General features: G+C 69.0%; 13 protein-coding genes and 1 pseudogene. 8 read left to right on the top strand and 6 right to left on the bottom strand.

Annotation, left to right across the window (positions count from 1 at the left end; translation table 11 throughout):
* Position 1: 1 nt before the first annotated feature.
* Both ACIRPU_RS39430 and ACIRPU_RS39425 read right to left on the bottom strand, forming a co-directional pair.
* On the bottom strand, positions 2–1324 hold the full coding sequence (locus ACIRPU_RS39430) for an ABC transporter substrate-binding protein (protein WP_403876511.1): 1323 nt from the start codon (positions 1322–1324) through the stop codon (positions 2–4).
* A 96-nt stretch (positions 1325–1420) separates the two neighbouring features.
* On the bottom strand, positions 1421–4324 hold the full coding sequence (locus tag ACIRPU_RS39425) for a carbohydrate binding domain-containing protein (RefSeq protein WP_403876508.1): 2904 nt from the start codon (positions 4322–4324) through the stop codon (positions 1421–1423).
* A 537-nt stretch (positions 4325–4861) separates the two neighbouring features.
* On the opposite strand from ACIRPU_RS39425, the gene ACIRPU_RS39420 reads away from it, so the two are divergent.
* Positions 4862–5842 carry a hydroxyacid dehydrogenase gene (locus tag ACIRPU_RS39420; protein WP_403876505.1) on the top strand — a complete coding sequence of 327 codons (981 nt, stop codon included), beginning with the start codon at positions 4862–4864 and terminating at the stop codon, positions 5840–5842.
* A 207-nt stretch (positions 5843–6049) separates the two neighbouring features.
* Here ACIRPU_RS39420 and ACIRPU_RS39415 read toward each other — a convergent pair whose 3' ends face one another.
* Positions 6050–6334 carry a hypothetical protein gene (locus tag ACIRPU_RS39415; protein ID WP_403876502.1) on the bottom strand — a complete coding sequence of 95 codons (285 nt, stop codon included), beginning with the start codon at positions 6332–6334 and terminating at the stop codon, positions 6050–6052.
* Here ACIRPU_RS39415 and ACIRPU_RS39410 point away from each other — a divergent pair.
* Together ACIRPU_RS39410 and ACIRPU_RS39405 are read left to right on the top strand one after the other, a co-directional pair.
* Complete coding sequence (locus ACIRPU_RS39410; protein ID WP_403876499.1) at positions 6321–7292, top strand: LacI family DNA-binding transcriptional regulator; 972 nt, start codon at positions 6321–6323, stop codon at positions 7290–7292. The two genes, ACIRPU_RS39415 and ACIRPU_RS39410, sit on opposite strands and share 14 nt — an antisense overlap.
* A 772-nt stretch (positions 7293–8064) precedes the next feature.
* Positions 8065–10506, top strand: a complete 2442-nt coding sequence (locus ACIRPU_RS39405) for an autotransporter-associated beta strand repeat-containing protein (protein WP_403876496.1) — start codon at positions 8065–8067, stop codon at positions 10504–10506.
* A gap of 60 nt (positions 10507–10566) precedes the next feature.
* On the opposite strand, the gene ACIRPU_RS39400 is transcribed toward ACIRPU_RS39405, so the two are convergent.
* The gene (locus tag ACIRPU_RS39400) at positions 10567–10788 is read right to left on the bottom strand and encodes a hypothetical protein (protein ID WP_403876494.1); all 222 of its coding nucleotides are present in this window, start codon (positions 10786–10788) and stop codon (positions 10567–10569) included.
* A gap of 551 nt (positions 10789–11339) precedes the next feature.
* Here ACIRPU_RS39400 and ACIRPU_RS39395 point away from each other — a divergent pair.
* The 3 genes and pseudogenes from ACIRPU_RS39395 to ACIRPU_RS39385 all read left to right on the top strand — a co-directional run.
* The gene (locus tag ACIRPU_RS39395; protein ID WP_403876491.1) at positions 11340–11846 is read left to right on the top strand and encodes an ATP-binding protein; all 507 of its coding nucleotides are present in this window, start codon (positions 11340–11342) and stop codon (positions 11844–11846) included.
* 186 nt (positions 11847–12032) lie between these two features.
* Positions 12033–12710: a ThuA domain-containing protein gene (locus ACIRPU_RS39390; RefSeq protein WP_403876489.1), complete on the top strand. Its 678-nt coding sequence runs from the start codon at positions 12033–12035 to the stop codon at positions 12708–12710.
* Positions 12628–13131: pseudogene (locus tag ACIRPU_RS39385) on the top strand (DUF993 family protein); the annotation flags it as partial. The gene ACIRPU_RS39390 and the pseudogene ACIRPU_RS39385, both read left to right, overlap by 83 nt.
* Positions 13132–13478: 347 nt before the next feature.
* Here the strand turns inward: ACIRPU_RS39385 and ACIRPU_RS39380 are convergent.
* Positions 13479–14591: a LacI family DNA-binding transcriptional regulator gene (locus tag ACIRPU_RS39380; protein ID WP_403876486.1), complete on the bottom strand. Its 1113-nt coding sequence runs from the start codon at positions 14589–14591 to the stop codon at positions 13479–13481.
* 101 nt (positions 14592–14692) lie between these two features.
* Between ACIRPU_RS39380 and ACIRPU_RS39375 the strand changes: the two genes are divergently transcribed.
* Positions 14693–16921 (top strand): alpha-galactosidase, encoded by a 2229-nt coding sequence (locus ACIRPU_RS39375; protein WP_403876483.1) that lies wholly within the window; start codon positions 14693–14695, stop codon positions 16919–16921.
* A 132-nt stretch (positions 16922–17053) separates the two neighbouring features.
* Here ACIRPU_RS39375 and ACIRPU_RS39370 read toward each other — a convergent pair whose 3' ends face one another.
* Positions 17054–18067, bottom strand: a complete 1014-nt coding sequence (locus ACIRPU_RS39370) for a hydroxyacid dehydrogenase (RefSeq protein ID WP_403876480.1) — start codon at positions 18065–18067, stop codon at positions 17054–17056.
* Positions 18068–18422: 355 nt separating this feature from the next.
* Between ACIRPU_RS39370 and ACIRPU_RS39365 the strand changes: the two genes are divergently transcribed.
* Positions 18423–19751 (top strand): ABC transporter substrate-binding protein, encoded by a 1329-nt coding sequence (locus ACIRPU_RS39365; protein ID WP_403876477.1) that lies wholly within the window; start codon positions 18423–18425, stop codon positions 19749–19751.
* Positions 19752–19758: the final 7 nt, after the last annotated feature.

Here is a 19758-nt window from a genome sequence, read left to right as displayed (position 1 = left end):
GCTAGCCCTTGACGCTGATGCCGCGGGACTTGAGGTCCTTCACCGTCCACTCCTGCATGTGCGCGAGCAGATCGGTGACCGTCTCCTCCTTGCTGACGACCTTGGCCCAGCCCGCCTGCATCTCCGCGCCCATGGCGGTGAAGTCGGGGCCGAAGGCCCAGTCGGTGGTGACCGTGCCCAGGCTGTCCGTGACGACCTTCTTCGCCGGCTCGTAGTTCGTGCCGAGCAGCTTCTCGGAGATCGCCTCGCCGACGTACGACTGGCTGTCGGCCAGAGCCGGCATCACGCCGTTGCCGGTGGTCGGGCTCGCCATCGTCTTGACCGCGTCGGTGTTGGTGGACATCCACAGCGCCGCTTCGGCTGCCTGCTGCACGTTCTTGCACTGCTTGGTCACCAGCGTCACGCTGCCGGTCAGGTTGGTGCCGGCCGGCGTCTTGGCGGCCTCGCCCTGGAACGTCGGCCAGGGCGACAGCGCCCACTTGCCGAAGGACTTGGTGAAGTTCTGCACCATGCCCGCCATCTGCCAGGTGGAGATCTGCCGGGTCGCGGTGCCGCCGTTGTCGTAGTTGCGCTGCACTGCCGCGTAGTCGGCGAAGGACAGCTTGGAGTTGAGGTCGTTGTCGATGATCTCCTGGATCACCTTCGCCGCTTTGAGGGTTCCCGCGTCCTGGAAGTCCACCTTCCAGGAGTTGCCGTCGATCGAGTACCAGTGCGCGCCGGCCTGCATGGAGAGGACCTCCAGGGTGCTCGGGTCCTCACCGGCATAGTTGGTGATCTTGATGCCGTGCTTCTTCAGGACCTTGCCCGCGGCAATGAAATCGTCCCAGGTCGCCGGGGCCTTGAGGCCGTACTTCTGGAAGATGTCGGTGCGGTAGACGGTGAAGTTCGGCGCCGAGCTGGTCGGGACGCCGTAGCTCTTGCCCTGCACCTGCGCGCTCGCCCAGGAACCGGCGTTGAACTTGGTCTTGCTCGACCCGACGTACTGGGTGATGTCGGCGAGGGCGCCCTGCGAGACCCACGTGGTCACGAACTCGGCGGTGTTCTGCACCAGGCACGGCGCGTTGCCCGCCTTGACCGCGTTGGTCAGCTGCTTCTGCATCGTCAGCTGATCGGTGACCTTGGTGTACTTCAGCTTGACGTCCTTGTGCGAGGCGTTGAACGCCTTCACGACGGCCTCCTGGCCGTTGGCCCAGCCCCAGAAGGGCAGCGTGACCGGGCCGGAGGACTGCTTGTCACCGGAGCCGCCGCCGCAGGCGGTGGCCAGCGCGGCCAGCGCGAGTGCCGCTGCTGCGGCTTGGATGCGGCGGGAACGGGTGGGGTTCATGTGATCGTGCTCTCTGTGCGGGCTTCCCAGGGCGGGAAACAGGTTTCGCGTGAGGGTCGATGGAGCGGTTCGGAAGGCTGGTGGGGCCGGGGTGGTTCAGGACTCCCGGCAGCCGGCGTCGTACAGCACGAGGGTGCTCAGCGGTGGCACCCGGACCGGGCGGCGCAGATTCGTTTGTCTGCCGGTCTTGAGGTCGACGGCGCGCTGGGAGCTGGTGGACCGGTAGGTGAAGGTCTGCTTGTCGCTGGTGTTCATCGCGACGATGTAGCCGGCGTACTCCAGGACGTAGAACGGTGCCTTGCCGACCAGCACCTTCTCCGATCCCGGTGCGGTCGAGCCCTGGGCCGGGTCGGGCACGTCCGCGGGGACCGGCGCGAGGTAGAACGTCTCGCCCGCGAACGCCTGGTGCAGGACTGGTCCGGGAGGCGCGAGGCCGCCGCCGGGCACGTCGACGTTGCTGTCGAGGTCGGAGATGCCCCAGTCGCGTGTGACCCAGTCCTGGACGGTGAAGACGTTGCCCGGGTTCTTGTCGAACACCGATGTCACGCGGACGGTGGCCGAGCGCTCGGCATCCGGGGAGATGAGGTGGACGCGCGCCATGTCGTTGACGGCCTGGCGGGCCCGGAAGTACAGCGAGGAGTAGAGGACCTCCTGGCCGCGTTTGACGGCGATGCAGGCGTTGGCCTCGTCGGTGAAGACGAAGTCGGGCGTGTCCCACGAGCCCGCGGGCAGCCGCTTGTCCGACGCCGCAAGCGCCTGGAAGGCGGGCAGGTGCTCGGCGATGAACAGGAACGCGTTGAGACCGGTCCGCGTGTACAGCCCGGTGCTGAGGTAGGTGTCGAGCTGTGGGGCCAGCTGGCCGTCCTCGATCATCTGCTGGGTGTAGCCGGCCAGGTCGGGGTCGGCGAACACGGCGGCCGCCGACACGGGGCTGCTGTCGTGGTCGAGGAGCTGGGCGTAGACGATGGCGCCGGGATACGGCTCGTTGCGCCAGCCGATCTGCGTTTCGATACGGACGGTCCTGTGTCCGTCGGCGTCCACCGCCGGGTGGCGGAACCACGAGCGGGCCTTGGCCATCGTGATCATGCGGGCCTTGAGCTTCGCATCCGGTGCGCCGCCCGCTCCCTGGGTGACGGCCTCGTACATGCGGACGAGGATGCCCGAGGTCTCGCCGTAGTCGGCCACATAGCCCAGCTCGCGGCTGAGGCCCTTGGCCGTGACGGTGTAGTGGCCGTGGCCGAGCGGCCAGGTCCAGTTGCCGGCCTTGTCCTGCGAACCGGCCCAGGGCTCCAGGCCGACCGCCTGGTAGAGCCAGCTCTTCGCCGCCGTCTCGCTCCAGGCGTCGGACGGTGACAGCAGGGCGAGCGCGCGGTTGCAGGTGTAGATGCCGATCGAGCAGTACATCGCCTGGTTGGTGTAGCTGCGCTGGTGCTGCCTCCAGTACTCGCGGCTGGCGAGCATCATGTCCCGGTAGGCGCTGCGGCGCGAGACGGTGGTGCCCGAGGCGGCGGGGGCGGTGATCTCCACGTCGTCGAAGTAGGCGGTGGCGCCGCCCAGGACGCCGACCCGGAAGGTGTACTGGGTCGCCCCGGCAGGCACGGTGAAGGTCGCGGTCAGCTGCTGCCAGTCCGTCGTCCCCGCGCTCGCGAGGATCAGGGCCGGGGAGGTGACGCCCGCCCCGTTCGAGTCCGTGAAGGCCACGCCGGCGCGGGCCGCGTTCTTCGACCCGTCGGTCTTCACCCAGACCGAGAAGGTGAAGGTGCCCTGGCCGGTCACCGCCTTCGACAACGTACCGACGAGCAGGTTCTTGCCGGACGAGGTCGCCCGCATCGACGCCGTTCCGCTGCGGAACACGGTGGTGTCCCGGGCGAAGGTGCCGAAGTTCGCCCAGCTGATCGCCCCCCAGCCGTACAGGGTGCTGGCGTCGCCGGTCTCGAAGCCGAGGTTCAGCAGCGAGGTCGGACCGGTGGTGACGGTCCTGTCCAGGCAGGTCTGCAGGTCGTCCCAGGTCAGGCAGAGCGCCGCGCCGATACGCCCGAAGCCCTCCCAGCCCTGGTCCGAGGTCATCACCGTGGCGTCGTCCTGCCATGCCAGATAGGTGCCGTCGAAGGCCTGACAGAGTTTCTCCAGCGCCTCGGGGTTGCGGTAGGCGGGGGACTTCGGCCAGGAGTAGCCGTGCGCCAGGGTCGTGAAGGCGTAGACGTCCAGGGTGGGCGCCCAGCGGTTGTACAGGATTTGGGACTGGTCCTTCAGGACGCGGTCCGTGACCAGCGCGAGCTGTTCGGCGTCGGTGTTCGGGCGGGTCGTGGGTGCGGCCGGGGTGCCGAAGTCGTCGTCCGCGCCCGGCTGGAAGTGCGGGGCGGTGTGGGTGTAGGCCCGGTAGATCCCCCGCGAGGGGGTGGTCATCGGGTAGAAGAACTTGTCGGCTGTGGGCCCGTAGGCCCAGATCCGGCCCATCGCCCGGATCTCGACCTGCAGCTCGGTCCTGCCCTTCGTCGCGCTGAGCGGGAGCGGCAGCGTGTGGCAGTAGAAGCCGCCCGGCCGCCGGGGCGCCACGTCCATCAGGTCGATGTTGTCCACCGGGCCCTGGTCGAGCCAGCCCAGAACCCTGCCGTCCAGGAAGATCTGCAGCCGCCAGTTCTGCTCGAGTGCCGGGGCGCAGTCCCCGCCCCAGAACTTGACCGACACGTAGTTCCCCGCCCTGGGGTCGACCTTCAGCGTGAAGGCGGTCGTGCCGCCCCAGAAATCGGCGGGATTCATGGGGTTCAGTACCCGCCCGGGCTGGCCGAGCTGACCGGCCACGATGTCCGATCGCTCGGCGGTCAGCGCGTGGGCGGTCTCGGAGGCGGTATCACCGAACATGATCATGTCCAGGGTTCCCGCGCGGCTGCCGGCTCCCGCGGAGGAGGCTGCCGCGGACTGCTGGGGGGACCACCACTGCGCGGCGACGATGCCGGCACCGGCGAGTGCACCTGCCCGCAGCAGGGTGCGGCGGGTCATCGGGCTGCTGTCTCTTGACGCTTGGGGGTTCGGCGAAGGGTCGTTCATGGAGACACTTCCTTGGGCTCCGGGGCAGATGCCGGTCTCGGCGCGAGGTCGGTGACCAGCGGTGAAGCGGTACAGCACGCCCGGCGACGACCGAGCCTCAAGCGTTTCGGGATAGTAACCGCTTGCCATGCAAGGTAGGGACAAAGACGTCCACAAGACAAGGGTCGGGCCCGAGGTTGTTTCGTTTTGTTATCGCCGATGTTTCCCCGTAGGCCGCTTCGAAGGTCTGCGGATTTCGCCTTTTGGCTGCTCAGGATGGCTTCATGAAGGTCGAGGCATGAGCCCTGCATGAGCCCGCTCCTTCGATGTTGACTGAACGCAACACCGTCGTTACGGTCGTAACCGCTTACTGCGCCTCTCGGCCCACCTGCTCCGGGCATCCGCCCCCTCTAGGTCAGGACTGCGATGACCATCTCCTCAACGCCCCCTGCCCCCAGCCGCCTCACCAGTGCGGCACCGCGCAGCGGGCGTCCCCCAGCGCTTTTCGCCATGTCGCCGGAGCACTTGAACGCCCTGTTCCCCCCGAGGCTGATGAACCGGCTCAAGGGCCTCCTCGACATCGATGAGTCGCTGATCGCCCAGCGGTTCGACCAGGAATCACTCACCCCGGCCCTCGCCGAGGCCGAGGTCCTGATCACCGGCTGGGGTGCCCCGGTCCTGGACCCCGCCGCGCTGGCAGCCGCGCCCCGGCTGCGGGCCGTCCTGCACGCTGCAGGCACTGTCCGAGGCATGATCAGCGAATCCTGCTGGGAGCGTGGGCTGCTGATCTCCTCCGCCGCCCACGCCAACGCGCTGCCCGTCGCCGAGTTCACCCTCGCCACAATCCTCCTGGCAGGGAAGAACGCCTTCGGCCTGCGGGAAAGCCTGCGCACCGGGCACCGACTCCCCCCAGGGCCCGCCGACCTGGCACTCGTTGGCAACTTCGGCCGCAAGGTCGGCATCATCGGTGCCTCCCGTGTGGGGCGCCGTGTCCTGGAACTGCTGCGCCCCTTCAACCTGGCGGTCTGCCTCAGCGACCCCTACGTCGACGCCGCCGAAGCCGCACGGCTCGGCGTTGAGCTTGTCTCCCTGGACGAGTTGCTGGCCGGCAGCGACATCGTGAGCCTGCACGCCCCGGACACCCCGCAGACCTATCGGATGCTGGACCGGCGACGACTGGCCGCCATCCCCGACGGCGCCACCCTGATCAACACCTCCCGGGGAGCTCTCATCGACCCGGAGGCGCTGGCGGACGAGCTGACCTCGGGGCGGCTCAACGCCGTCCTGGACGTCACCGAGCCCGAACCGCTGCCCCAGGACTCGCCCCTGTACGACCTTCCCAACGTCTTCGTCACCCCCCACATCGCCGGGTCCCTGGGCAACGAGCTCGAACGCCTGGGCCGAGCCGTGGTCGAGGAAGCCGAGCGCCTGGTCGACGGCCTCCCGCTGGTCCACCAGGTTCTGCGGGCCGACCTGCACCGCATCGCCTGAGCCCGTGCCCCCTTCTGCAGGCTTGCGCCGACAGCCCATGACGAACGCACCCGGCAAGAGGCTGAGAGCGCGAGATCCACGTCCGGCGGCCGCCTGCTTGGGTGCTCCGAGCGCTCATTCACCCCTGGCGTCCGGCCTGCTCCAGAACATGAGCGTTAAGGGCGGACCGTGAGACTGCACAATCCACCTAGAGTAACCGCTTACCAGTCAGGTCGAACCGTCTGCCACCTGCAACAGAGGCTGGGTTTCGGCCTGTCGACGGCTCTGCGAAGCTGGTCCGGCAACCATGGATGGAAACAATGAGCCACCCATGCAGTAACGTCGTTCTGTGACCCTCAGCGCGAACAAGGCATCGTCGCCGACCAAGAACGCCAACGGCGGACGTTCCAGGAAGCCGAAGCCGATGAGCGCGTCGCGGCCGAGCACCATCCGCGATGTCGCCGCCGCGGCTGGCGTCTCCTCAGCAACGGTTTCCCGTGTGTTGGCCGGCAACTATCCCGTGTCGGCCGAGACGAAGAAGCGCGTCTTGGCGGCCGTCGAGTCACTGAACTACGTGATGAACGTCCACGCTCAGGCCCTGGCGGGGAATGCCATCGGCCCCGTCGCCCTGGTCATCGACAACGTTCTCGGGGCTTCACTGGCCCATATCGCCGCCGGAGTCGAGCAGGAGTCATCGCTGCACGGCAGGATCAGCCTGATCTGCGCCACCCATGGCGACCGCGTCCGGGAAGACGAGTTGGTCCGGCTCATGCGCCAGCAGCACGCAGCAGCCGTCGTCCTGGTCGGCGGGGCTGTGGCCGACGACGCCTACCACGCCCGCATCACGGAGTACGCCAGGGCACTGGACGCTGTCGGCTCCCGTCTGGTGCTGTGCGGCCGCCCCACGCCACCGCCCGGCACCCCCGCGACCGCCGTGGGGTACGACAACCGCGGCGGCGCCTTCCACGCCGCTTCCTACCTGATCACCAAGGGGCACCGGCGCATCCTGTACCTCGGCGGCGTGCCCGGGTTCAGCGCCAGCGAAGAGCGGCACGCCGGATACCTCGACGCACTGCGCGCCCACGGCGTCCCCTACGTCGAGGAACTGGACACCTCCGGCGACTTCGACCGCCCCGGAGGTTATCTGCGGACCCAGGAAGCGATCCGCTCCCGCCTGGGCTTCACGGCGATCTTCGCCAGTGCCGACATGGTCGCGGTCGGGGCCGCCGCCGCTCTGCAGGACGAGGGTGTGAAGGTCCCCGACGACGTGTCGCTCATCGGCTTCGACGACATCCCGATGTCCGCCGAACTCACCCCCGCCCTCACCACCATCCGCGTGCCGTACGAGGAACTCGGACGCACCGGGGTCCGACTGGCTCTGGAGCACCGAGAGGGCCGGTCACGCTCGAGCGAGCACGTCATTCTGAGCACGCAGCTGGTGGTCCGTGACACCGTCCGGTCGCTGACCTGACCCTCGCAGGTCCTCGCGGTCGGGCCTGGTCGAGAGCCGACGCCGCATAGTCCCACGAGGGTGAGTCCGCGCCGCGCGGACGCCGTCACAGCCGTGACCGTCCGCAGCCCTCAGCGCCCTCCTGCAGTAAGCGGTATCCCTTGAGAGTCCGTTCCCCTGGTCCGGCATCCCATCGCGGACCGGCCCGAAGACTTCGAGCCGCCCCTCAGAGGAACCACCGCATCTACGGTGCACCCGCAAAGAACACCCTTGATATCCAGGGTAGTTGCCTCTCTACCTGCACTTTCAACGGCAGCTCCCGTAACTGGGCGGCATGTTTCGCGCGAGTCGTAGCCCCGGTGGCGTCCAGGGCGTAGCATTCGAGCAACCGCTTACTACCGCCTGGCCAAGCACATCACGCGGCAGGCCTCGCGCTCACCCCTCCCCGCGGGCCGGATACCACCCGCAGACCATCAAGGAACCGAAAGCTCATGACGACGCCTTCATCCAGGGTCATTGCCGAGCCTGAACTCACCTCCCCCGCCTCGGCTGGAGCCCCGGTGCGGCCGTGGGCCGACCCGCTGATGCCGGTCGGCGAGCGTGTCGCGTCCCTGCTGGCGGTCATGACCGGGCGGCCCTGTTCGGACTCGGTCCCTCCGGGGAAGGGTGCGACGCCGAAGGCCTGAGTCCGCCCGGCGTCCAGGACGAACTCCTGGATGCGCTCCTGGCGACCGGCTCACCGGCCCCGTGCGTGACGTCGGCCGTGACCGGGTCCTGTCCACTGCCGCCCGGATTGAACCGGCAGCCGGCAACTGATCCGCCCACCCACCCACAACGTCCTGTCCTGCTGCCTGAGACCCGACAAGGTGCACTGATGCCGGCGCATCGACGAGAGCGACACCCCGACATGGATCAAACAATTCCCCGCCCCCAGCCACCGCGATCCGCCAAGCCGGTGCGCCTGGCCGCCGCGGCCCTGCTCGCACTGTCCGGCACCGTATTGCTTCCGGCGAGGCCTGCCGAAGCGGCCGCGGCGAGAGACGTCACAGCCGCAGTGCTCGCGGGCACTGACGTGACCCTCTCCGGCCCGTCGATCATCAAGCTGCCGTCCGGCACCACGACGTACAACGGCGTCTTCTCCGGGCAGGGCACCCTCACGATCGCCGGGCCGGGGACGCTGGTGGTCACCCGTGACAGCGCCTTCACGCTGCCGAGCTCCGACCAGCACCAGAGCCTGACCCGGGGCAGTGGGACCGCGTCGCACCCGGCCGTCAGCCATCCCGACCAGCCCGCCGTCATCATCGACCGCGGCGCCACGCTCCAGTACGGCAACGGCGGATCGACCGGGGTCATCGGCGACTATCCCTATGCCTCGATCGGCGGTGTGAAGCTCAACCACGACAACATCAAGGTCGACGGAACACTCGTCCTAAACCTGAAGAGCCGCAGGTACAACCTCGGCACGATCACCGGCTCCGGCCTGATCTCGCAGCCAAGGTTCACGTGGAACCAGCTCGACCTCGTGGGCACGATCCCGTTCACCGGCACCATTTCCAACGGCACCGGGATGAACTTCGGCAACGTGACCTACCGTCTCTCGATGCCCTCCGTCTCCGCCGTGCGCAACGATGGCTCCGCCATCATCGCCGCCCGCAACTACACACTCGTGCTGCCGGCGAACTTCTACGAGGACCACTACGGCAGCGACATCAACTTCCACACCTGGCAGACCGGTCTGATCGTCATGACCGGCGTGGACCACTACATCAACCCTTCGCTCGACCGCACGAAAATCGCGCACGGCTCCAACTACCGCGGCATCAACATCGGTGCCGCACACGTGCAGTGGGGCAACGGAACCACCGACAAGTTCTTCCTGCCTGCCATACCGTCCAACTCTTACATCAACATGCGGCACGGCTCGTTGACCTTCGATTACAACGGACCGGTCACTCTCGGCACACCCATCTCCGGCGGCATCCTCGGCAACTCGCCGAACACTCCGGGGAACGCCTCGATCACGCTCGCTGCGACCAAGGGCAACGCGGTCACCTTCGCCGCGCCGATGAACTACCACGGCACGACGACGATCGGCCACGGCGCGACCCTGCTGCTGGGGACGGGTAAGCCGGGCGGGGACAGCAGCCTGCTGACCGGCGCCTCGAACGACGCGGTGATGAACAACGGCACCCTGACGATCCGCAACGCGGCCACCGCGATCACCCTGGCGAACGTCAGCGGCACCGGCGGGCTGACGCAGGCGGGTGCGGCCACCACGACTCTTTCCGGCCGCACGCGCTACACCGGGCCGACGACGATCGGCTCGGGAACCCTCGCGATCGGCTCCAACGGCTCAGGCATCGCATCGAGCAGCAGCCTGAGTCTCAGGGCGCCCGGAGCGAGGTTCAGCATCGCGTCGGCGCGCTCCGGACAGGCGCAGAGCGTACGGCAGTTGTCCGGGGTCGCGGGCAGCGCGATCGAACTCGGCAGCACTGCCCTGAACGTCAGCACGTCGGGCTCGACGACATATGCGGGCTCGATCACCGGTACCTCGGGCGGGCTGACGACATCCGGCAGCGGAACGCTCACGTTGACCGGCCACGCAAGCACGCCGAGCGGCACCTGGCACGTGCGGCAGGGCACGCTGGCGATCGGTTCCAGCGGGACGCTCGACCTCGGTTCGCTGATCCAGTCGGCCGGCAGCACTCTCTCGCTCACGCCGGGGACCGGTGCCACCTCGCCGACGGGCGCTCCGATCCAGGTGCGCGGCGCGGTCCAGCTTGCAGGGAAACTCACCCTCGCATCGGTGCCCGCGATCCCGGCCGACGGCAAGGTGGTGCTCCTCCACGACACCGGCACCCAGCCGATCTCCGGGAGGTTTACCGGGCTTCCGCAGGGGGCGCACCTGACCGTGGACGGCAAGCAGTTCACTATCGACTACGCGGCCCACGACGTCACCCTCAGAGCGGGCACCGGGAGCTCCGCAGCCGCAAGCGGCAATGGCAGTGCGAGCGGTGACGAAGCCTCCGTTTCGGGCGGCAGCGGCCAGTCCTCGGGCGTCGGTTCGTCGGTGGCGCTCGGCGGGGCAGCCGCAGTCGCGGCGGTCGCTGCGGGCGGAGTCCTGGTCGCCAGGCGCAGGCGACGCAGAGCCGCCAGGAAGGCACAGACCCTCCCCTTCGAATATGGCGGACCTGCCACTCCTCCTCGTCCGACGAGGCATCGGCACCGAAGGTAGAAGGCCTGCCACTTGTACTTCTGTGTCCAGGGCCTTGCGCTGGGCCATCAGATCACGGCACTACGGCGTCACCTCGGCGCGGTCGAAGCGGGATTGCGCCGAAGGGCCCTTCGCGGCGTCCTTGGCGGACACGTCGTTGAGGTGCACCGTCCCCGTGCGCAGTTGTTCGGCTGCAGCGGGACCCCGCCGCACCATACGGAAGTGCACCGCGTTACCGGGCACAAGCGCTGGTGCAAGGGCCCGCAGGGCGAACAGCAGCGGCGCGTTCCAGGGGTTGATCACGCCGACGCCCCCCCCAGCGGCACACGCGATGCCAACTTCGCCTGTCTGTCGTCGCCGTCGCGGACGACTCAGACCGGGGTCGCCCGGCGGGGAGTGCCGTCGGGGCGCCGGGGGGCGATCTCAACAGCGGCGGCGGCTGCTCCAGGCCGCCTATGACGGCGCGGCCCACGCCGTGCTCACCGCACTCGACGACGTCCTGCGCGCCGGACAGGGCCCGACCACAGGAAGCTCAGCTAAGTAAGCGCTTCCCTAGATCATGGATACACCCTCCCGACCCCGCCACTCGGGTTCCGGGCTGCCCATCCCGGTAAACCAGCAGGTCAGATGCACTCTCTGGCATTACGAACCTCGCAGCTCAAGAAAGGTGCGACATGAGGTTGACATGAACGACCCCGGGAGGGTGCTATTGAGAGATAGCGCTTTCTAAGATCTGATGAAAGCGCTTTCCGAGCACCGCCGCCGTTACTTTCCCCCTCCGGCCGCGACGGACGCCCCCGCCCCTCACTCGGCCGGCACATCGGTTGAGTGCTCCAGAAGAGCAGGTCCACGTCATGTCGGCACCCCTCCTCCTCGCCTCCGCCCCTTCCGCCGCGGGCGGCGCTCCCGCAGTCGGACCCACCCCCATCGGCGCGACCGCCACCACCCCGGACCTGGACCATCGGCACGAGTCACTGCCGCACCAGAATCAGGCAGCCTGCATCGCGCGCCGGGCCGTCTGCACCACCCTGGCGGAATGGGGGGTGGACGGCGGGACGGTCGACGACATCCTGCTCGTGGTCTCGGAGCTGGTGACCAATGCGGTCCAGCACGCCGCCCCGCCGCTGACGCTCAGCCTGCTGCGCAGCAGCGAGGATGCGGTTCGGGTGGAGGTCTGCAGCGGCGGTTGTGCACCGAGCCCGGTCCTTCGATCAGCCGACGACGAACCCGAGGAGCACGGCCGGGGACTGACCATTGTGGCCGCCCTCGCGACAGTTCACGGCATCCGGCACCAGGACGGCGAAACGATCTGCTGGGCCGAATTCTCCGGGGCAGCTGCCGGGCTCTCCCAGGCGGCTTGAGCGGGTGGGTGATTGCCGCCCGGAACGGCGCCGACTAGCTTACAGAAAGCCCTTTCTCGTCTCCTGCCACAACATACGGCATGACGGACGAGCAGAAAGCGCGCCCACCACCCTGCCGGGAGATCGCCCCGGTCTCGCCCCCCGGCGGGGCAGCAGTGCGTCCCGCGCCAGAACTCGGAGTGCCCCATGCCCCAAACCGGCAGCCTGTCGAACGTCCTCGTCTACACCCGCACCACGGGCTACAGCCACGACTCCATCCCCGCAGGGAGGGCCGCGCTGTGCGAGCTGGGAGCGGAGCACGGCTTCGCGGTGGAGGCGTCCGAGAACCCCTCGGTCTTCACCGACGCCTCCCTGGCCGGGCGCAGCGCGGTGGTCTTCCTGTCCACCAGCGGCGACGTGCTCACCCCCGGCGGGCGGGCGGCGCTGCGGCGCTTCATTTCCGCCGGCGGCGGCTTCATGGGCATCCATTCCGCCGCATGCACCGAGTACGACTGGCCCTATTTCGGCGGCCTGCTGGGTGCCCGCTTCGCGGGGCACCCAGCCTTCCAGCCGGGCACCGTGATCGTGGAGGACCGGACACATCCGGCGATGGCCCACCTGCCGCAGCGGTGGGAGTGGAATGACGAGTGGTACGACTTCCGGGCCAACCCCCGCCCGGGCGTGCATGTCCTCGCCACCGTGGACGAGGCCGACTACGAGGGTGGCGGCATGGGTGTCGACCATCCCCTGGTGTGGTCGAAGGAGTTCGGGGGCGGCCGTTCCTTCTACACAGCACTGGGTCATGCCGATGCCGCCTACACCGACCCGGCCTTCCGTGGGCACCTGTTGGGCGGCCTGCGCTGGGCAGCGGGCGCGGCAGGCTGAGATTGACATGCTCCTCGGGCTGACGCCCGAGGATTCCGGCCGTCCCTACCGGTCGCCGTGCCGCTACGCAGCACGGCTTCGGAACGGACCAGCTCACCGCCCCCGGCCGACGGTCGCGCCGAGGTCGCCGACGCGTACGAGGAGCAGCTGGAGTGCGGCTCTATACCAGGGACGACTTCAACTATCCGGAGCTGATCCGGGGGCTAACTCGGGTACAGCGATGTCCTGTTGGGAGTCTTCGATCCCACCGCCGCGACGGCGGCGGTCACTCTGCACGCCCTGGATGCGAGCGACTTGGGCCGGTACGACGCGCTGCTCGCCCAGGACCGGCATCGCCCTCCTGGCCCATCTGGCCGACCACCAAGATCACTTCACCATGGTCGCCGGTGCGCACAGCGGTCGCTCCGTCCCGCACCTGACCGAGCTGTTCCGGCTCGACGATGAGGCTGGCGTGCTGTCCGATCCGGAGCTCGCCGCGCACGGATGCGGCAGTTCCTGGCCGTGGCGGGGGGCGGCCGTGAACAGACTGTCGCTCACCAGATCGCCACGATGCGGCCACCGTCCGCCCGCGCAGCGTCGCGAGATAGTCCAGTTCGCGCTCCGGGCGGCGCGCCGTGCTGCCGACGGTCACCAGCAGCCAGTTGTCCTCGGCGGCCCGCATCACACCGGACGCGATCGAGGAGAAGTACAGATCGGCGATGGAGCGACACGCCGGCCTCCCGCGCCACGTCCGGCCCAGCCGGGCAGAGTATCCGGCCGTTTCCCCCATTACTTCGGTGACCGCACCGACTGCCGGATCACCAGCTGCGTACTCAGCACCACATGGTCGTCGGCCAGGCGGTTCTCCCGTTCCAGGGCCAGGCGGACCGCGGTGCGTCCGAGGTCCTCGTAGGGCACGCGAACCGTGGTGAGCGCCGGCGTCAGGTCGGCGGCGAAGGGTACGTCGTCGAAACCGACCAGGGAGACGTCGCCGGGCACGTCCAGACCGGCCTCACGCAGTGCTGCCAGAGCGCCGGTGGCCACCATGTCGGTGCCGGCGAAGATCGCTGTGAAGTCCAGCCCCTCCGCCAGCGCGGCCCGGGTCCGCTGATAGCCGGAGACCCGGGTGTACGAACCGGGTACGTCCAACTCCTCGGCATAGGCCACGTCGTGCGCCCGCAGGGCCTGGCGGTGGCCGCTTTGACGCTGCTCGGCGCTGCTCATCAGGGGATCGCCGCCCAGGAACAGGATGCGTCGGTGTCCCGCGCCGAGCAGGTGGTCGACGGCCTGGAAGGCGCCGCCGCGGTTGTCGTAGTCCACCACCGTCACCGGGAGGCTGGACGGCAGCGGCGGCCGGCCGCACAGGACCAGCCGGGAGCCGGCGGCGTCCAGCGCCCTGGCGTACTCGGCCATCCGGGCGTGGTACGCGTCGTCCAGCACCGCTCCTCCGACCAGGACCACCGCGGCCGCGTGCTGCTCGCGCATGAGCTGCACCAGGTCGTCCTCCCGGTCCCGGTCGTTGTGGGTGGCGCAGACCAGACTGAGCCTGCCGCGCGCTGCCGCCTCCTGCTCCGCCCCTGCCGCGACGTGGGCCAGCGAAGGTCCGGTGATGTCCTGCAGGACCAGCGCGATCGGGCCCGCGACCCGGCCGGAGAGGGCTTTGGCGTGGACGTTCACCACATAGTGCAGGGACTCGACCGCCGCCATGACCCGGGCGCGGGTGGCCTCGGAGACCGGATAGTTTCCGGCAAGCGTTCGGGAAACGGTTGCTACCGATACGCCGGCCTTCACGGCGACATCGCGAATCGTGCTGGGCCTGTCGCCCGCGCCGTTTTCGCGCCGACGCCTGCCGGGCCGCTTGGGTTCGGGGCTCGTTCGCGCAACGCTTCCGTTGTCCGTCACAGCTCGACGTTACTGCATGTGACACCCCTTGCGGACTGTTGGGGCGCGAACTACGGTCTCTCAGCGGTAATCGTTTACTAGCCTCTTCGGAGCCGCCCGTCATGTCCGTCACCCACCTGCGCTGGGGAACCGCTGAGCTGTCCCTGCTCCTGGCCTTCGACACGGCCGCCGGTCCGGTGAGGCTGGTGGCGGCGGGCGAGGCGGCCACACTTCCCGATCCGGCGGGCGATCCCGAGCTGTGTGCCCTGCTCACTCGCCGGGCCCTGCCGCTGGTCGAAATCGAGACTGCGGGCAGCGGGCGGCTCGGAACGTCGGGCAAGCGCCACGTGGACGGTGCCGCATCGCGTGCCCTGCGGTACACCGGGCACGAGGAGGACCACGAGCGGCACGGCGGCGGGGACCTGCGGACACTGCGGGTGCGGATGGCCGACGAGACCACCGGCCTGCGCGTCACCGCCGTCTGCACAGTGCGCGAGGGCATACCGGTGCTCGGCACGGAGGTGTACGTGGACAACGCCGGAGACCGTCCGGTCACCCTGGAGTACGTCTCCTCCTTCGCGTGCTCCAACCTCGCCCGCCACCTCGACGACGGTGAACGCTGGGAGGACGGCCTGGCCCTGTGGCTGGCGGCCAATCCCTGGAGCGGCGAGTACCGCTGGTCCAAGGCCACCCTGGGCGAGCGCGGTCTCTACGACGTGGGCATGGTGCCCTTCGGTCAGACCGGCTCCAAGAACCGGATCACCGTGACCAGTACCGGCTCCTGGTCCTCCTCCGAACACCTGCCTGTGGGCTGCCTGGAGGAGCCCCGCACCGGCCGCGCCCTGCTGTGGCAGATCGAGCACAACGGCTCCTGGCACACCGAGATCGCCGACCGCTTCGGCGACGTGTACCTGGCCCTGTCCGGACCGGCGGACCGCGAACACCAGTGGCGCCGCCGGCTTGCCCCCGGCGAGTCGTTCCGTACCGTGCCCGCCTCGGTGGCCTTCGTCTCCTCGGGCGGCTTCGAGGCCGCGCTCGCCGCCATGACCCGGCACCGCCGCGCCACCCGGCGCCCGCACCCCGACCACCAGGGCCTGCCCGTGGTCTTCAACGACTTCATGAACAGCCTCATGGGCGAGCCCAGCACCAAAGCCCTTCTCCCCCTGGTGGACGCGGCCGCGGCAGCGGGCGCCGAGTACTTCTGCATCGACGCCGGCTGGTACGACGCCGAAACGCCCGGAACCGTGGGCCCGGGCGGGGTGCCCGGCTGGTGGGACGCGGTCGGCGAGTGGGAAGAGTCGGCCCCGCGCTTCCCCGGCGGGCTGAACGAGGTACTGGACCGCATCCGCGACGCGGGCATGGTCCCCGGGCTGTGGCTCGAACCGGAGGTCGTGGGCGTACGCAGCCCGGTCGCCGACGCCCTGCCCGACGATGCCTTCTTCCGTCGGGACGGCATCCGCCTGGTGGAGTGGGGCCGCCATCAGCTCGACCTGAGCCACCCGGCGGCGCGTGCCCACCTCGACGCGGTCGTGGACCGGCTGGTGCGCGACTACGGCGTCGGCTATCTCAAGCTCGACTACAACATCGACATCGGCCCCGGCACCGACGGCCCGGACGGCACCGACAGCCCCGGCGAGGGCCTGCTCGGCCACAACCGCGCCTACCTCGACTGGCTCGACGGCGTCCTGGACCGGCACCCCGCCCTGGTCCTGGAGAGCTGCGCGGCCGGCGGCAGCCGCACCGACCACGCCCTCCTGTCCCGGCTGCCCATCCACTCCGTCACCGACCAGCAGGACTTCCGGCTCCTGCCGGCCATCGCCGCCGTGGCGCCCACCGCGGTCACCCCCGAGCAGGGCGCGATCTGGGCGTACCCGCTGCCGGAGCACAGCGAAGCCGAACTCGGCATGGTGATGGTCTCGGCGATGCTCGGCCGTATCCACCTCAGCGGCCGTCCCGACCTGCTGTCACGGGAGCAGCTGGCTCTGATACGGCAGGCCGTGGACACGTACAGGACCTACCGCTCCCTGCTGACGGGCGCCCTGCCGCGCTGGCCGCTGGGCCTGCCCGGCTGGCGCGACGGCTGGATCGCCCTCGCACTGACCACGGGAGTCACCGACGATCAGGGCGACACGACGCTGCTGGCCCTGTGGCGCCGGGAAGGCGCGCCCGAGACCGTGACCGTGCCGCTCCCGTGGATCGCCGAGGACGAGCGGCCGCGTGTGGTGTTCGGAGCGGGCCCACAGCCGGCGTACGGCTGGGACGGCCGGGGGCGCACCCTGCGGGTGACGCTCCCGGCCGAGCAGTCGGCGGTGTTGCTGTCCTTCGGACCCGACCCGGATGTGCGGGCCTGAGTCCCGCTGCCCGCGAGCATGTTTGCGGCCCCTCGGTGCGTGCGGATTCACCGAGGGGCCGCTGTGCGTCGGCAGAGAAGGGGGAACACGGGGACGCGTACGCCGGACGGAGTCCGGGGCCGGCAGGGCGGCTCAGGCGCTGATCGTGAGATCTGCCCTGCGGATCGCGTGGGCGAGCTGAAGTCCTGAGGCAAGCCGCGCCAGTTCGTCGACCACCGTGCGGCCGAGTCGTTCGAGTTCGTTGCCGAGCGAGCCGGCGATGTGCGGGGTGAGGACGACGTTGGGCAATTGGTAGAGCGGGGATCCGGCCGGCAGTGGTTCTGGTTCGGTGACGTCGAGCACGGCGCTGATCCGCCTGCTTACCAGCTCGTCGGTGAGCGCCTCGGGGTCGACGAGGGCGCCTCGGGAGGTGTTGATCAGGACACCGCCGTCCCTGATCAGCGTGAGCCGGTCGCGGTCCAGCATCCGGTACGTCTGCGGGATGTCAGGGGCGTGCAGGCTGACGATGTCGCTGGTGCGCAGCAGGTCTTCCAGGGACAGCGGTACGGCTCCGAGTGCGGCGGCCTCGGTCTCGTCCACGTAGGGGTCGTACAGGGATACCGAGAAGTCGAAGGGGCGCAGGAGTTCGAGCACCCTGCGGCCGACCCGCGAGGCGCCGATCACTCCGACGCGGCGGCCCAGGTTCCCGACGTCTGCGAAGTCGGTGGGGGCCGGGTAGACGTGTTCGGTCCGGAAGCGGTCGCGCAGGCTGAAGGCGTCCTTGCCGGCGAACAGGATCGCGGCGAGGGTGTACTCCGCCACCGGCAGCGCGTTGGCCTGCACCGCGCTGGAGACGGTGAGTCCGCGCTGCCATGCCTCCTCCCCGATGAGGCTGCGCACGCTGCCGGCCGCGTGCAGCACGGTGTGCAGCCGGGGGGCGGCGGCCAGTGCCTCGGCTCCGATGTGCGGGCAGCCCCATCCGGTGATCAGCACCTCGGCCTCGGCCAACGCCGCCCGCGCGGCCGGCTCGGAGAAGTCCTGGACGACGAGCGTGGAGTCGATCCGTACCAGTTTCTCCAGCCGCGCCATCAAATGTGGCGGAAGGAGTTCGTGCAGGTGCACCGGGTTCATCGCGAACACGGCTGAGGGCAGGCGTGGGCTGGGCATGGGGCTCCTGCTTCGACACGGAGAGTGGACCGGGGCAGTAAACGTATTCCAAGCTAGGGACGAATCTGGCCGCAGGTCAATGGCTTCGCCGGAGTTGCAACAGCGTGACGACCGCCCGTCCCAAACCGTCAGCGACAGGGAGATTGCAGGTCAGCACCCATGCTCGGTAACCTGTTGGAGAGTTGGGCGAAACAATTGAGCCTCTCCCTCTTGTGGTTCCAGCCACATGCCCCTTACGGTCCACGCAGCAAACGGTTACTTCCTACCTCTCGGGTGTGACCTCCCGCCCCTGCCTCGCTGACCACCGCGCCGGCCCCCACACCGCACGCGCCGTCCTGTCCCCTGTGGAGGACCGATGACCACGTTCCGCGCCAGAACCCTCACCGCGGCGGCCGCGGCCGCCTCGCTCTGTCTCCTCCTCGCCGCATGCTCGGGCGGCGACGACTCGAACGCCGACGCCCAGACCAGCACCAAAGGCAAGGTCTCCCTGGAGTTCTGGAGCTGGACCGACGGCATCGAGGCCCAGACCAAGGTCTGGAACAAGGAGCACCCCGAGACCCAGGTCAAGTTCGTCAACGCGGCGGGTGAGACCGCGTACCAGAAGCTGCGCGCCGCGGTGAACGCGGGCACCGCCCCGTGTCTGTCGAAGATGGACGCGATGAACCTGGCGAGTTTCGCCGCCGACGGTCTGCTCACGGACATCTCCAAGACCGCCGCGCAGTACAAGGGCAAGTACACGGCCCCGGCCTGGAACGCGGTCAGCCCGGGCGGTACCACCTTCGGGATCCCGATGGGCTCCTCGCCGCTGTTCACCGCCTACCGTGCGGACCTGTTCAAGAAGTACGGCATCGAGGCGCCCAAGACCTGGGACGATCTGATCGCGGCCGGCAAGAAGGCACAGCAGCAGAACAAGAACGTCAAGATCTACAACATGGCCGGTGAGGACCCGAGCACCCTGGTCGACCTGTCCTGGCAGGCAGGCGCCCAGTGGTACAAGGCGGACGGCGACCACTGGACGATCAGTTTCACCTCGCCCGAGGCGCTGAAGGCGGGAGACGTCGTCCAGCAGCTCGTCGACAACGGCCTCGCCTCCAACGCCTCCTATGCCGACCCGGGCGTCTTCAAGACCTGGGACCTCGGCAAGACCGTTGCGATGACCACGTCGACATGGCAGTTGCCGATCTACGACACCAACTTCCCCAAGTCCAAGGGGAAGTGGCAGCTCGCGGACGCGCCCGTCTTCGACACCGCCTCACCGCGGACCTCCAGCAACTTCGACACCACGGCTGTCCTGAAGGGCTGCAAGTACCCCGACCGCGCCGCCCAGTTCGCCGCCTGGCTGAGCAGCAGCAAGGAGTCGCTGACCACGCTGACGGATCCGGCTTCCAAGTCCGGTCTGTTCCCGGCGGTGAAGGACGTGTCGCCGTACGTGGACAAGATCATCCCGGCCGAGATGTTCAACAAGGAGTCAAACAGCGCCGAGGTGATCACCACGGCCGCCTCCCGGGTCGGTAACCAGTGGCAGTACGGGCCCGACTACGCGGCCATGTACTCCGAGATGCAAAAGCAGTGGGGCAAGGTCATCAACAAGCAGCTCACGGTCAAGGCGATGCTGACCAGCCTGCAGAAGTGGACGATCGACGACCTGAACGGCAAGGGCATCAAGGCCGTCGCGGGCAGTTGACGACGCC

The sequence above is a fragment of the Streptomyces sp. NPDC102259 genome, from assembly GCF_044766465.1.
Taxonomy (GTDB): domain Bacteria; phylum Actinomycetota; class Actinomycetes; order Streptomycetales; family Streptomycetaceae; genus Streptomyces.
This window is presented reverse-complemented; position numbering and strand designations above follow the sequence as displayed.